The sequence below is a fragment of the Streptomyces sp. NPDC051172 genome (assembly GCF_040682555.1).
Taxonomy (GTDB): Bacteria; Actinomycetota; Actinomycetes; order Streptomycetales; family Streptomycetaceae; genus Streptomyces.
The window spans coordinates 1-13512 of the sequence record NZ_JBFBBE010000184.1; the positions used below are offsets into that span (position 1 = coordinate 1).

General features: G+C 66.3%; 15 protein-coding genes. 14 read left to right on the forward strand and 1 reads right to left on the reverse strand.

Translation table 11 applies throughout. From position 1 onward, the window contains the following. The first annotated feature begins 98 nt into the window (after positions 1-98). The 7 genes from AB0N07_RS47190 (at position 99) to AB0N07_RS47220 (ending at position 9654) form a co-directional block, all read left to right on the forward strand. Positions 99-275, forward strand: coding sequence for a hypothetical protein (locus tag AB0N07_RS47190; RefSeq protein WP_365846583.1), 177 nt, complete (start codon positions 99-101; stop codon positions 273-275). Positions 276-514: 239 nt separating this feature from the next. Next, positions 515-955 (forward strand): SseB family protein, encoded by a 441-nt coding sequence (locus AB0N07_RS47195; protein WP_365846555.1) that lies wholly within the window; start codon positions 515-517, stop codon positions 953-955. Next, complete coding sequence (locus AB0N07_RS47200; protein WP_365846557.1) at positions 952-1572, forward strand: hypothetical protein; 621 nt, start codon at positions 952-954, stop codon at positions 1570-1572. The genes AB0N07_RS47195 and AB0N07_RS47200 overlap by 4 nt, the downstream gene beginning before the upstream one ends. Continuing rightward, entirely contained in the window at positions 1572-6344 is a 4773-nt protein-coding gene (locus AB0N07_RS47205) for a putative T7SS-secreted protein (RefSeq protein WP_365846559.1), read from the forward strand. The genes AB0N07_RS47200 and AB0N07_RS47205 overlap by 1 nt, the downstream gene beginning before the upstream one ends. Positions 6345-7024: 680 nt before the next feature. Next, entirely contained in the window at positions 7025-8473 is a 1449-nt protein-coding gene (locus AB0N07_RS47210) for a hypothetical protein (RefSeq protein ID WP_365846561.1), read from the forward strand. 135 nt (positions 8474-8608) lie between these two features. After that, entirely contained in the window at positions 8609-9115 is a 507-nt protein-coding gene (locus AB0N07_RS47215; RefSeq protein WP_365846563.1) for a hypothetical protein, read from the forward strand. Between the two features lie 41 nt (positions 9116-9156). After that, positions 9157-9654: a hypothetical protein gene (locus AB0N07_RS47220; RefSeq protein ID WP_365846565.1), complete on the forward strand. Its 498-nt coding sequence runs from the start codon at positions 9157-9159 to the stop codon at positions 9652-9654. Positions 9655-9805: 151 nt separating this feature from the next. On the opposite strand, the gene AB0N07_RS47225 is transcribed toward AB0N07_RS47220, so the two are convergent. Then, the gene (locus tag AB0N07_RS47225) at positions 9806-10213 is read right to left on the reverse strand and encodes an ATP-binding protein (protein ID WP_365846567.1); all 408 of its coding nucleotides are present in this window, start codon (positions 10211-10213) and stop codon (positions 9806-9808) included. A gap of 235 nt (positions 10214-10448) precedes the next feature. Between AB0N07_RS47225 and AB0N07_RS47230 the strand changes: the two genes are divergently transcribed. The 7 genes from AB0N07_RS47230 to AB0N07_RS47260 form a co-directional block, all read left to right on the forward strand. After that, a complete protein-coding gene (locus AB0N07_RS47230; protein WP_365846569.1) occupies positions 10449-11300 on the forward strand; it encodes a DUF5753 domain-containing protein in 852 nt (283 codons plus the stop codon). Positions 11301-11307: 7 nt separating this feature from the next. Continuing rightward, positions 11308-11517 (forward strand): DUF397 domain-containing protein, encoded by a 210-nt coding sequence (locus AB0N07_RS47235; protein ID WP_365846571.1) that lies wholly within the window; start codon positions 11308-11310, stop codon positions 11515-11517. A 245-nt stretch (positions 11518-11762) separates the two neighbouring features. After that, entirely contained in the window at positions 11763-12152 is a 390-nt protein-coding gene (locus AB0N07_RS47240) for an SseB family protein (RefSeq protein ID WP_365846573.1), read from the forward strand. Continuing rightward, a complete protein-coding gene (locus AB0N07_RS47245; protein ID WP_365846575.1) occupies positions 12149-12424 on the forward strand; it encodes a hypothetical protein in 276 nt (91 codons plus the stop codon). The genes AB0N07_RS47240 and AB0N07_RS47245 overlap by 4 nt, the downstream gene beginning before the upstream one ends. 18 nt (positions 12425-12442) lie before the next feature. After that, a complete protein-coding gene (locus AB0N07_RS47250) occupies positions 12443-12757 on the forward strand; it encodes a hypothetical protein (RefSeq protein ID WP_365846577.1) in 315 nt (104 codons plus the stop codon). A gap of 12 nt (positions 12758-12769) precedes the next feature. Continuing rightward, positions 12770-13054, forward strand: coding sequence for a putative T7SS-secreted protein (locus tag AB0N07_RS47255; protein ID WP_365846579.1), 285 nt, complete (start codon positions 12770-12772; stop codon positions 13052-13054). A 6-nt stretch (positions 13055-13060) separates the two neighbouring features. Beyond that, a partial coding sequence (locus AB0N07_RS47260; RefSeq protein ID WP_365846581.1) for a transposase occupies positions 13061-13512 on the forward strand: 452 nt, incomplete at its 3' end.

The following is a 13512-nucleotide window of genomic DNA, read 5'->3' on the forward strand; positions in this document are numbered from 1 at the left end:
CCTTGCCTCGACAACAAGTTGATCTATCAGGACGTCCCGTTGCGTCATTCACCCGGGCTTGACCTGCGGCTCAAGACTCAAACGCAACGGTGTTGTCGTTGTCGTTCGTGAACGGGATCGGGTGTGATCTGCGGGCGGTGGAGGCGGGGCTGACGTTGCCGTTCAGCTCGGGGGCGGTGGAGGGGCAGGTGAACCGGATCAAGATGCTGAAGCGGCAGATGTTCGGCCGCGCGGGCTTGGCCCTGCTCCGCAAGCGCGTCCTCCTGGCCGGGTGACTGCACGGCGACCGGGGCGGGCCCGTGACCGTCCGTCAGCGCTGCACGGAAAGTGATCCAGAACCAAAATTGGGGCGTCCTTGTGCAGCGACATGCCCTAACGCTCATCCCGAACAAGGCAGTTCGTGGACGACCTTGGCGGTCCGGTTCAGTCGGCCCTGGCCTGGCCGAAACGCGGATGTCGGCGATCCTTGCCTCGCCTGTAACTGTCGCGTATAGCATGATCGTTCGCTTGTGCGATGAGCGATGACGTCTTCGAAATGGACGAAGGGGCTGGCGTGAGCGCTGAGGCCTTGCGGCTGCGGCTGGCGGAGCTGGCGACGGCCGGGCGGGGCGATCTGCGGGCGTTGGTGGGGGAGTTCCGGCGCAGTGAGGTGGTGGTGCCGGTGGTGGATGACGCGGTGTTGTCCGTTGAGGCGGGCGGTGTGCGCTGGTTGTTCGCGTTCACGGACGAGGCGGCGTTAGAGCGTTTCGCGGCGGTGCGGGGTGAGGCGGTGTCGGAGCGGGTGGCGGTGTTTGGGGCGCGGCTGCTGGATCAGGTGGTGCCGGAGGTGGGCGGGCCGGTGGGGGTCGCGGTGGATGCGGGCAGTGCGGCGGGGCTGGTGCTGCCGCCGGTGTCGGGGATCGTGCCGGACGGGGTGGCCGTGCATGCCCTGGATGCGGGAGGGGTGGACGCGTGAGCGGCGGCGGCTATCAGGTTGATCCGGAGGCGCTGGAGCGGATCACCCGGGGCATCAATGCGGCGATGGACGAGCTGAAGACGCAGGGCTTCGACATCGAGGCGAATCTGGGGCGTGGTTTCGGTGATCTGGAGCTGGAGGGCCTGGAGGTGGGGGATGCGGGCCTGCATGGGGTCTTCGGCGACTTCTGTGAGCGGTGGGGCTGGGGGGTGCGTTCGCTGATGCAGGACGCCAACGGGTTCGCCCAGCGGCTGAATCTGTCGGCGGGGCTGTATCACGAGCAGGAGCAGTACGTGTCGAAAGCGCTGAAGGGGGTGGCGACGGCTGTGGCGGGCAGCCCGTACATGTCCTCGGAGGAGGCGGGGAAGCGTTCCTGGTCGGACACGCTCAAGGACAATCCCTCCACCGAGCCGGATTACAGCGCGAAGTCGTTCTCCGAGGGCTGGGAGGAGACCAAGCAGGCCTGGGCTCAGACGGAAGAGGACGTGGAGACGTCGACGGTGACTCCGGACGCGCTGTTCGACCCGCGTACGGACTGGCAGTGGGGCGGCCCGCCGGAGCCCAAGAGCGAATCGTTCCAGCCCAACACCGATGCGTCCGGCGAGGCTGAACGCTGATGGGTGTGGGGGATTGGTTCAACGAGGTCGGCGACGGCCTGGAGGGTGCCGCCGAGGGTCTGAACAAGGGCATGGGCAAGGCCGTCAACTGGACTGCGGACCAAGGGGCGGACGTCCTGTCGGCGGTCGGCGCGGACGGTCTGGCAGAGGGTGTGCGTGACCTCGGCGAGGGCATCGACAACCGGCTGGGCGGTGAGGTCGCCGAGCGCTCGCTGGGTGAGAGCGAGGACCCAAAAGAGCTGGTGCACGGCAGTGCGGGGGCGCTGGAGGCGAGGGCCCGGCACCTGCAGAAGTTCTCCCAGGCGTTCGAGAACGTCGGTCAGGGCATGCGCTCGCTGGATGCCGGTGAGTGGCAGGGCGAGGCCGGGGATGCCTTCCGCGCGAAGTTCGAGGCGCATCCCAAGCAGTGGCTGACGGCGGCGGATGCGTGCGAGGAGGCGGCCCGGGCGCTGGATGCGTATGCGGGCACGGTGCGCTGGGCGCAGGGGCAGGCGCAGCTGGCGATCGACGCCTACCGGCACGCGCAGGAGGTCAGCCGGCAGGCGGCGGATGAGCACACCGCCCGGGTGCAGGCCTACAACCGGGCGGCCGAGCAGTACGACGCGAAGCTCCTGTCGGGCCAGGATCCCGGCCCGAAACCGGCCGAGCCGGGCGCCTTCACCGACCCGGGAACACCGGGCCGGCACGAGGCCGAGGACATCCTGGACGACGCGCGCGGCCAGCGCACCGATGCCGCCCGTGACGCACAGCGCCGCATCTCCGACGCCCTCGAACTGGCCCCGCCGAAACCGGAGTTCACCGACCGTCTGGGCGCGGACGCCAAGGACGGTTTCGCGGGCATGCAGCTGAACTCGCTGCATTTCTACGGCGGCCTGCTCAGGGGCGGCGCGGACATGTGGAAGCTGGCCCGCACGGCCAACCCGCTGGACCCCTACAACATCACCCACCCCGCCGAGTTCATGAAGAACACCGCCATGACGCTGGCCGGGCTGGTGGGCACCGCCGCTCATCCCGAACGCCTGCCCAAGGCGCTGCTGGGCTCCGGCTGGAGCAGCGACCCGAGCGATGCGGGCGGGTACTTCATCTCGAACCTGCTGGGAGGCAAGGGCGCCGGCGGGATGGGGCGGGCGGCGGTGGTACGCGACGCGGCACGCGGGGCCGCGAAGGGCGCGGTGGAGCAAGGGGCGCGCAGGAGTGTCGGCGAGAGCCTCAAGGACGTCGCCCGACAGGTCCGGTGCAAGGTGTTCGGCGACCCCGTCGACATGTCCACCGGCCGTATGGTGCTGCCGCAGACGGACGTGACGCTGCCGGCCAGGCTGCCCCTGGACTTCTCCCGGCAGTTCGAGTCGTCGTATCGGGCGGGCCGCTGGTTCGGTCCGCGCTGGACGTCCAGCGCCGACCAGCGCCTGGAGATCGATGCAGAGGGCGTCATCTTCATCCACGAGAACGGCTCCCTGCTGGCCTACCCCCACCCGGCGCCCGGCGTGCCAACGCTGCCCCTGGAGGGCGGCCGCCACCCGCTCACGATCGACGCCTACGGCGACTACACGATCACCGACCCCGAAACCGGCCGCGTCTGGGACTTCGCGGGCCCAGGCGGCGACGGCAATGGCATCGCCCTGCTGGCCCAGATCACCGACCGCTCGGGGCAGTGGCTCACCTTCGACTACGACGACGAGGCCGCCCCCACCGGGATCGTGCACTCGGCCGGCTACCACCTGAAGATCGAGACGGCCGGGAAACGGATCACCGCGCTGCACCTGGCCGACCCCGCCGCGGACGGCCGCGCCATCGAATTGGTCCGCTTCGGCTACGACGAGCACGGCCACCTGGCGGCAGTGACGAACTCCTCCGGCCTGCCGACCCGCTTCACCAACGACTCCGTCGGCCGCATCACCGCCTGGACGGACACCAATAACTCGTCGTACCACTACGTCTACGACGACGAACACCGCTGCACCTCCCAGTCGGGCGAGGCGGGCCACCTGCGCAACACGTTCGCCTACGGCGACGTGGACCCGGAGTCCGGCCTGCGGATCATCACGGCGACCAACTCCCTGGGCCACAGCACCCGTTACCACGTCAACCGTGATCTGCAGGTGGTGGCGGAGACCGGGCCGGACGGCGCGACCACCCGCACGACGTACGACCGCTACCACCGCCCGCTGACCGAAACGGACCCGCTGGGCCGTACGCTGAGCTACGCCTACGACGGGGCGGGCCGCATGGTGATGGCCGTGCGCCCGGACGGCCGCTACACCAGCATCGGCTACAGCGACCAGGGCCTGCCGGTCTCCATACGCAGCGCCGACGGCACGCACACAAGCCAGCAGTTCGACGAGTTCGGCAACCGCACGCAGGTGACCGACACCTCCGGGGCCACGACACGCTTCACCTACGACGGCCTCGGTCATTTGTCGGGGATCACGGACGCGACGGGTGCGATGACCACGGTCCGCTGCAACTCCGCGGGTCTCCCCCTGGAGGTCACGGACCCGCTGGGTGCGGTGACGCGCTACGAACGCAACGCGTTCGGCCGCCCGGTGACGATCACCGATCCGCTGGGTGCGGTGACCCGCCTGGAATGGACGGTCGAGGGCCGCCTGTCCCGCCGTACCGCCCCGGACGGTACGACGGAATCCTGGACGTACGACGGCGAGGGCAACTGCACCAGCCACACCGACCCGATGGGCGCGGTCTCACGCTACGAATACACGCACTTCGACCTGATGTCGGCCCGCACCGGCCCGGACGGTGTGCGCTACACCTTCGACCACGACACCGAACTCCACCTGACGAAGGTCACCAACCCGCAGGGACTGACCTGGAGTTACGCCTACGACCCAGCTGGACGCCTGGTCGCGGAGACCGACTTCGACGACCGCGCCGTGACCTATGAGCACGACGCGGCAGGTCAACTGACCGCCAGCACCACGGCCTTGGGCCAGACCATCCGCTTCGAGCGGGACATGCTGGGCCGCGTGGTGCGCAAGGACGCAGCCGGAGCGGTCACGGCGTACACGTACGACACGACGGGCGCCCTGGCCCGGGCAACCAGCCCGGACGCAGTCCTGGAGCTGCAGCGGGACAACTCGGGCCGCCTGATAGCCGAGACGGTCAACGGGCGCACACTCACCTACACCTACGACACGCTCGGGCGCCGCACCAGCCGCACCACACCGACCGGCGCGGCCAGCACCTGGGCCTACGACCCGGCCGGCAACCGCACCGAACTGACCACCTGCGGCCGCACCCTCACCTTTACCCATGACGCGGCCGGCCGTGAAGAGACCCGTCATATCGGTGAACTGGTCACCCTGGAACACGCCTTCGACGCTCTGGGCCGCCTGACGAAACAGCAACTCACCGGACCGGCGCACCAGCGCCTCCAGCACCGCGCCTACACCTACCGGGCCGACGGCAACCTCATCGGCATTGACGACCATCTGGGCGGCACCCGCAACTTCGAACTGGACGCCGCGGGGAGGGTCACCTCGGTCCAGGCCGCCGACTGGACGGAGTCGTACGCCTACGACGCCGCAGGCAACCAGACCCACGCCACCTGGCCGGAGACCATGCCGGGGCGGGAGGCAACCGGCGACCGCATCTACACCGGCACCCGCATCACCCGCGCCGGCAGTGTCCGCTACGAACACGACGACGCCGGCCGCATCACCCTGCGCCAGAAGACCCGCCTGTCCCGCACACCGGACACCTGGCGCTACACCTGGGACGCCGAAGACCGCCTCACCTCCGTGATCACCCCCGACGGCACCACCTGGCGCTACCGCTACGATCCCCTGGGCCGCCGCATCGCCAAACAATGCCTCGCCACCCACGGCGAAACGGTTCTGGAACAGGTCGACTTCACCTGGGACGGCACCACCCTGTGCGAACAGACCACGCACAGCCCCGACACCACCCAGCCCGCCATCACCCTCACCTGGGACCACAACGGCCTGCACCCCCTGACCCAGACCGAACGCAAGACGACGATCGGGGACACCGCCACTGCGTCCCAGGAGGAGATCGACTCCCGGTTCTACGCCATCGTCACCGACTTGGTCGGCACCCCCACCGAACTCGTCGACGAACAAGGAGACATCGCCTGGCGCACCCACACCACCCTCTGGGGCACCACCACCTGGAACCGCACCGCCACCGCCTACACCCCCCTCCGCTTCCCCGGCCAATACCACGACCCCGAAACGGGCCTGCACTACAACTACTTCCGCCACTACGACCCAGAAACCGCCCGATACACCACCCCCGACCCCCTCGGACTCGCACCCGCACCTAATCCGACGGCCTATGTGCGCAACCCTCATACGTGGAGCGACCGGCTCGGCCTTTCACCCGAAGAGTGCAAGAACGCAGTCAACGGATATCGGAAACAGACAGATCACCCGATGAGTCAGCGCATCCATATCGATGAAAATGGAAAAGTGACCATCACGGGCAAGCAGGCTTTGTACGTCAACCTCAGCGGAGATATCGGCCACACGCTCCGGTTTCGCGGTGAGGGTGGACAGATCGTTGAATTCAAAATTTCGGACGAGTTCCGGGACAAGATCAGAAGAACGGCTATTCCGCAGCAGCAACCAGAAGGCCTTGGGTTCACCAAGGCGGAGTGGAAGGAGCTGAAGAAAATATATCCGGAAATCTCGGACCCGACCATGGGTGACGACTTGTACGGGATCCCGAGCGGTATGCTCGACGAGTTCGGGGAAGAAGTGGCAAAATATCCTGGCCGAATAGTCCAGGAAGGATGAGTGGGAATTTCGATGATTCATGAGATCGAGGATGTTGAACGGGAATTGCATCGCCTATCGCAGAGGCCATCACTCGAAGGGGCTCCTCCAGTTCTATGCGCATTTGACGTAGTGACGAGCGGTCCGATCGAAGACTATACCGTCAGAATTAGATCCGTCCTGAATTCTGCACTGGAACTGGCGGTTTCCGCTCCATTCGATGGAGATGACCTGCCCGTCGATGGAGTCCCCAACTGGTTCGCCGATGTGAGTGGTGGTCCCTCAGTAACATCTCCTGATTTCGCGAGGCGTGGCATGGAACGTTATATCGCGGCGGTCAAGGGAGGCAAGGGAAGAGGGTGGGAACTACAAGAATGGCTCTACCAGTTTGATCTAGATTCGGAGTTCCGTGGTTGGGCATGGTGGGACCTAACACAGCCCGGCCCTCGACGTGCACGTATCTGGGTCGATACATGGGGCGAGTCCTTTTTTGCCTGTGACGAGCTTCGCTGGCTGGCGTACACCTCAGGCGGCGATGAAGTGTCCGGCCCAACATTGGTAAGAACTAGCGACTGGGTTTCCGCAACCACTCTTGGAACCTAGTGTATCGTGATTCCGATTGTGTTACTTGGAGTTGTTGTTGACGAGTCTGCTTGCTCCTTTTCCGACTCTGCTTGCCCCGCTGTTCGTTGGCATTGCGATTGCCGCCAGCGCGGCGGACTGGCCAAGAACTTCAGATCACCGACCGCTCGGGCCAGTGGCTCACCTTCGACTACGACGACGAGGCCGCCCCCACCGGGATCGTGCACTCGGCCGGCTACCACCTCAGGATCGAGACGGCCGGGAAACGGATCACCGCGCTGCACCTGGCCGACCCCGCCGCGGACGGCCGCGCCATCGAGCTGGTCCGCTTCGGCTACGACGAGCACGGCCACCTGGCGGCAGTGACGAACTCCTCCGGCCTGCCGACCCGCTTCACCAACGACTCCGTCGGCCGCATCACCGCCTGGACGGACACCAATAACTCGTCGTACCACTACGTCTACGACGACGAACACCGCTGCACCTCCCAGTCGGGCGAGGCGGGCCACCTGCGCAACACGTTCGCCTACGGCGACGTGGACCCGGAGTCCGGCCTGCGGATCATCACGGCGACCAACTCCCTGGGCCACAGCACCCGTTACCACGTCAACCGTGATCTGCAGGTGGTGGCGGAGACCGGGCCGGACGGCGCGACCACCCGCACGACGTACGACCGCTACCACCGCCCGCTGACCGAAACGGACCCGCTGGGCCGTACGCTGAGCTACGCCTACGACGGGGCGGGCCGCATGGTGATGGCCGTGCGCCCGGACGGCCGCTACACCAGCATCGGCTACAGCGACCAGGGCCTGCCGGTCTCCATACGCAGCGCCGACGGCACGCACACAAGCCAGCAGTTCGACGAGTTCGGCAACCGCACGCAGGTGACCGACACCTCCGGGGCCACGACACGCTTCACCTACGACGGCCTCGGTCATTTGTCGGGGATCACGGACGCGACGGGTGCGATGACCACGGTCCGCTGCAACTCCGCGGGTCTCCCCCTGGAGGTCACGGACCCGCTGGGTGCGGTGACGCGCTACGAACGCAACGCGTTCGGCCGCCCGGTGACGATCACCGATCCGCTGGGTGCGGTGACCCGCCTGGAATGGACGGTCGAGGGCAAGCAGGCCCGTCGCACCGCCCCGGACGGTACGACGGAATCCTGGACGTACGACGGCGAGGGTAACTGCACCAGCCACACAGATCCGATAGGCGCCGTCACCCGCTACGAATACACGCACTTCGACCTCATGTCGGCCCGCACGGGTCCGGACGGCGTGCGCTACACCTTCGACCACGACACGGAATTGCATCTGACGAAGGTCACCAACCCGCAGGGAATGACCTGGAGTTACGAGTACGACGCAACCGGACGCCTGGTCGCGGAAGCAGACTTCGACAACCGCGAAATATCGTACGAGCACGATGTAGCAGGCCAACTAACCTCCACCACCCTGCTCGGGGTTGCCCATACGCTGACGTTCACCGATCCGACAAAGTCAGCGGACCTGGAAGAGCCGCGAGCGGGCTCGGTCGAAGCAGCCATGCGTAACGACTTCGGATAAGGACGGAGCCCGCTCATGGACAATCCACCCAAAGCGCCAGACATTGTGCAGGTTCTCAAACACAACAGGGCCGTCCTGTACCGGCACATTGCCACGCGCCTAGCGCTCGCCGCGATCCTTTTTGCAGTACCGATCGTGGCGCGCCTGGCCGGCTGGGATGCTGCCTTGCCCGCCTTCTGCGCCCCTGCCGCCCTGCTCGTGCTGATCTTCCTCGTCCTCCGGCTGCGTCACGGGTCGCGGTTCAAGGTGTGCGAGAAGGTGCTGCACACCTACCCCCTGGAGTACCGCACCCGGGTGTCCAAGAAGGACTCCGAGTGGAAGTACCTCGGCGACGTGCACACCGTCCGCCTGTCGGTGCGTGGGCAGCACGGCGCGCCGTCTCTGCGTGCGATGAATGCCTCGACGGTGCGCCGCTGGCCGAAGGAGGCTGAGGAGAGCGGTGCCTGGTTTGCTGGTGACCTCGCCTTCGGAGGCGTCATGATCGTGCCGGGGAGCAACGACATGCTCTTCGTGCAGCCCGCGGACTGGAAGAAGTACGAGCAGGAGCGCGCCCAGGCCGATCCGCAGCGCAGGGCTCTTGCCGAACAGGCCGGTATCTCCAGGCTGTTGGAGAAGGAGCCGAGGATCTTGGTGACAGGATGAAGCGTGCAGTTTGTTGGGTGTGTGGCGGCATCCTCTCCCTCGTGACCGCCCTTTGGTGCGTCACAGCGACCGCGGACCTCGCGCTGTCCGCAGGGCTCTACGGCACCTCCGGCACGTACAACGTTGATTCCTGTATCAACACGAGCCACACCCGCAAGAACTCCGATTACGACTGCTACGGGAAATTCACGCCGGACGGCGGCACCGCCGTCTACGTGCACCTCAAGGACACCGGGCACGACTACCAAGATGGCACCGAGTTCGAGGCACGGCAGGGACTCGACCCGCAAACAATTCAGCGGGTCGGCTTCTGGGGCATCGTAGGTGAGCTTTGGCAGGTCGCGCTCTGCGTGGCCATCCTCGGGTGCCTCGCGTACCAAGCAATGAAGCCGCGCGGAGAGTCCCGGCGCCGGGAATCCCGCAGCCGGCAGCCCGCGGGGCGTCAGCGGGTGGCCAACCGGATGGGCTATGTCGTCGTGGTCGCGATACCCGTGGGCATCCTGAGCTGGATCGCCATGGCCGCGGAGCCGACCCTCTAATCGCGGACGGGCTCTGCAACAATGCGCAGCCGGCCGTTATCACTGGCAACTACCCCATCCACGCCATGCCCGCACTATTAACGAACGTCAGCGCCCGTGGGATTGTGTATGAGTATCGGAAGACCGTCTCCCGCTGGCACAAAACCGCGATCTACGCGGCGGCGATCTCGCACCAAACGTACTTTCCTCGATTGCCATTTCTGGCCAGGGGCTGCCAGCCCCACATGTCGGCGCAGGCGCGAATCAGTGCGAGGCCCCGACCTTCCTCCGCGTTGACCAGGTCGTCCAGCTTCGACGGCGGTTCGGGCGGCCCGGGGTCCGCGTCCCAGGCGCCGATGCGCAGCACGCCGCTGCGCCATCGCAGGCGTAGGGCGGCGGGTCCTTTGGTGTGGAGTACGGCGTTGGAGACCAGCTCTGTCGCGAGGAGCTCAGCGGTGTCGGTGAGGCGGATCAAGCCATGCATCGTGAGGATCAGCCGGACGGTACGGCGGCAGACGGTGACGGCACGTGGGTCGTTCGGGATGTAGAGGGAGTACTCCCAGGGTTCGGTTTCAGGCATGGCAGAACTCCTGTCGGTTGGAGGCGAGTTGGCGATTTTTGCGGGAGGGCGGGCGGTGGCAGTGCCGCAGCCGTCATGGCAGGACGGGGCGGTGCGCTTCCGGTGTCCCGGAATCCGCAGCGTGTGCTTTGCATCACTGACGGTAGGTCTGAACGTTAGTACCGTGCAAGTCGTTCGCGTAATCTGACGCCCGAACGGGGCACCCCGGCCAGCGAGTTGAACCAGGGAGCTGTACATGGCAACACGGCGACATCCAACGGCACGTCAGGCGCGTCTGGGTGCTGAGCTGCGCAAGCTTCGCGATGCCGCAGGGCTCAAGGCCGCCGAGGCGGCGACGCTACTGGGGGTGAGCTCGGTCCAGATGAGTCAGATCGAGTCTGGCGTCGCAGGTGTCAGCGAGGAACGTGTACGTCGTCTTGCGGCCAACTACGCCTGCCCGAATGGGGAGTTGATCGAGGCCTTGGTGGCCATGGCCACCGATCGGACGCGCGGCTGGTGGGAGGAGTACCGGGGCACCCTTCCCGCTGCCTTCCTCGACCTGTCCGAACTGGATCACTATGCGACGTTCCGCCACGACGTGGCGATCATCCATGTGCCCGGTCTCTTTCAGACGGACGCCTACGCTCGCGCACTTTTCTCCTACATGAACCCCGAGTTCCCGAGAAGTGAGGTGGAGCATCGGGTGAACCACAGGATGAGGCGGAAGGTCATCATTGAAGGCCCCGACCCCATTCCGTACGAGACAGTGATCCACGAAGCGGCGCTTCGCATCCAGGTGGCCGGCCGAGCCGCGTCCCGGGCTCAACTGGCACGCATCCTGGAGCTGTCCGATGCGGATCACGTTACGGTACGCATCATCCCGTTCGGCCTGGACGACTTTGCGGGTGCCGGAAGCGCGATGGTGTACGTCGGCGGAGCGGTGTCCTGCTTGGACACCGTCGTGCGCGATGCTCCGCACGGTACGGGTTTCATTGACTCCGCGGCCCAACTGGAGCACTTTCGAGGGCTCTTCCGTAGGGTGAAGGAAGCGTCGCTCGGCCCCGAGCCTTCACGTGACCTCATCAACCGGATGGCCAAGGAACTGTGAGGAACCCATGACCGCCCCCGCTCAGTGGAAGAAGTCGTCCTTCTCCGGCGGCGGTGAGGGCAACGACTGCGTAGAGATAGCGAACCTCAACATGAGAGTTGCGATACGCGACTCGAAGGCCCCGGACGAGGGCACGCTCTCCTTCCCGGCCGGAACCTTCGCGGCGTTCGTCAGCAACCTCAAAGCCGAAACTTGTCGTGACGTCGAAGGTCCGTAGCGCGTTGATGGCGGGTCCCCTACTGGCCGACCCTATCTTCGGGAACGATCCGAAATTCCTCACGGCCACGGGCCACTGGCATCCAAGGCCGAGCGGCCCGATCCGCCCGTAGAGCGTGACGTCATGTCAGGAGACCTGAGCAGCACCCGATCAAGCTCGAAGATCCAGCAAAGCCGGGGCAACAACCCAGCAAAGCCCATAGCTTCACGGTCGGTGTTGGCGGAGGGGTGCCCGATAGTGGATCTATGCACGATACGGGGCGGGGGCTGGCGGAACGGCTGGCCGAGTCGCACGCAGGACGGTTGGACGGTGCGGCGTTGGTGAGTGAGTTCCGGCGGGCACTGGTGCTCGTGCTGCTGAACGGTGAGGCGGTGTGGTCGGCGGATGCCGGGGGCGTGAGGTGGCTGTATGCCTTCACGGGTGAGGAGCCGCTGAGGCGGTTCCTGGCCGCGCGGGGCATCGGACCAGGCACGGATGTGCCGAACATCATGAGGGTGTACGGGGCGCGGTTGTTGGAAGTGGCGGTGCCCGCGGTCGGCGTCCCCGCTGGGATCGCCATGGACGTGGCCGGGCCGTGGCCGGGGCTGCTGCCGCCGGTGGCGGGGATCGTACCGCCGGCGGCGGTGGTGGCATGAGCGACGGTTACCAGGTCGATCCGGACGCGCTGAAGATGGCGGCGAATGGCATCAACGAGGCGATCGGCGAGCTGAAGTCGCTGGGGATCGATGAGAGCGGCGATGTCGGCCGGGGTTTCTCGAACGTCGAGTTGACGGGCATGGAATTGGGCAACGCCGGGCTCCGAAGTGCCTTTGACGGGTTCTGCGAGCGGTGGTCGTGGGGCGTGCGCACGCTCGTCCAAGACGGCAACGAGATCGCGCAGCGGCTGGGGCTGTCGGCCGGGCTGTAATACGACCAGGAGCAATACGTGGAGAAGACGCTCAAGGACGTGGTCAGCGCGGACATAGGCAATCCACACCTCACGCAGGAGCAGGTGGAGGGCCAGTCCTGGAGCAAGACGCTGTCGGACAACCCGTTCAACGATGTCCGGCAAGCGGATTATTCGGAGAAGTCGATGCAGGAGACGCTCCAGCACTCGGCGCAGACGTGGAAGGCCGAGGGCCGGGACATGATGGATGGTCCGATGGGTGTGCAGAAACACTTGGCGGACGTGACCGGATATGGCGCGGAGTACGACCAGGCGCAGGACGAGATGTTCGGCCCTGAGCAGAAGAGCCAGTAGTCGGGGACTGGGATGGGCATCGGGGACCTGCTGGGTGAGGCCTGGGACACCGGCAAGAAGGTGGTCGGCGAGACAGTTGACGGCTCGGCGCACGTGGCTGGGGCCGGGCTGGACATGGTGGGCTTGCATGGTGCGGCGAAGAAGGTCGACGGCTGGGGTGACAGCGCAGCCGACAGCCTCGGCGTGGAGATCCCGGAGAAGGAGCTGGGCGACACCGACGATCCCAAGGAACTGCTTCACGGAGATCCAGGTACTACAGCAGCAGATCTTGTGACGGTTGATCGGTGCTGTCGTTGAGTGGTCATGCTGGTGGATGTGACGGAGGAGCATCTCGGCCTGTGGGCTGAGGAGTTGGTGTCGCTGACGGAGGGGCTGGGGGACCTGTTCGCGCGGCCGGAGCCGCGGGAGGTGTTCGCGGACCTGGTCGAGGGCCTGCTGGCGGGCCTGGGCAGGGTGAACGGGTGGACGCTGTCGGCGCGGGCGGGGCATGCGACGCCGGACCGGGTGCAGAAGTTCCTGAACGCCGCGTCGTGGTCGGCGGACCTGTTGCGGGACCGGGTACGGGACTATGTGATCGCCGGAATCGGTGACCCGGAGGCGACGCTGGTGCTGGACGACACCCAGGTCCAGAAGAAGGGCACGCACTCGGTGGGGGTCGCCCACCAGCACTGCGGTCTGACGGGGGACGTGCGCAACTGCCAGGTGATGGTGATGCTCACCTACGCGGCATCGGGCGGGCACACCTTCGTGGACCG

Coding starts and splice junctions, on each gene's coding strand:
- AB0N07_RS47195 (WP_365846555.1), top strand. CDS start 515: ATGAGCGATGACGTCTTCGAAATGGACGAAGGGGCTGGCGTGAGCGCT.
- AB0N07_RS47205 (WP_365846559.1), top strand. CDS start 1,572: ATGGGTGTGGGGGATTGGTTCAACGAGGTCGGCGACGGCCTGGAGGGT.
- AB0N07_RS47225 (WP_365846567.1), bottom strand. CDS start 10,213: ATGCCTGAAACCGAACCCTGGGAGTACTCCCTCTACATCCCGAACGAC.
- AB0N07_RS47230 (WP_365846569.1), top strand. CDS start 10,449: ATGGCAACACGGCGACATCCAACGGCACGTCAGGCGCGTCTGGGTGCT.
- AB0N07_RS47235 (WP_365846571.1), top strand. CDS start 11,308: ATGACCGCCCCCGCTCAGTGGAAGAAGTCGTCCTTCTCCGGCGGCGGT.
- AB0N07_RS47240 (WP_365846573.1), top strand. CDS start 11,763: ATGCACGATACGGGGCGGGGGCTGGCGGAACGGCTGGCCGAGTCGCAC.
- AB0N07_RS47245 (WP_365846575.1), top strand. CDS start 12,149: ATGAGCGACGGTTACCAGGTCGATCCGGACGCGCTGAAGATGGCGGCG.
- AB0N07_RS47255 (WP_365846579.1), top strand. CDS start 12,770: ATGGGCATCGGGGACCTGCTGGGTGAGGCCTGGGACACCGGCAAGAAG.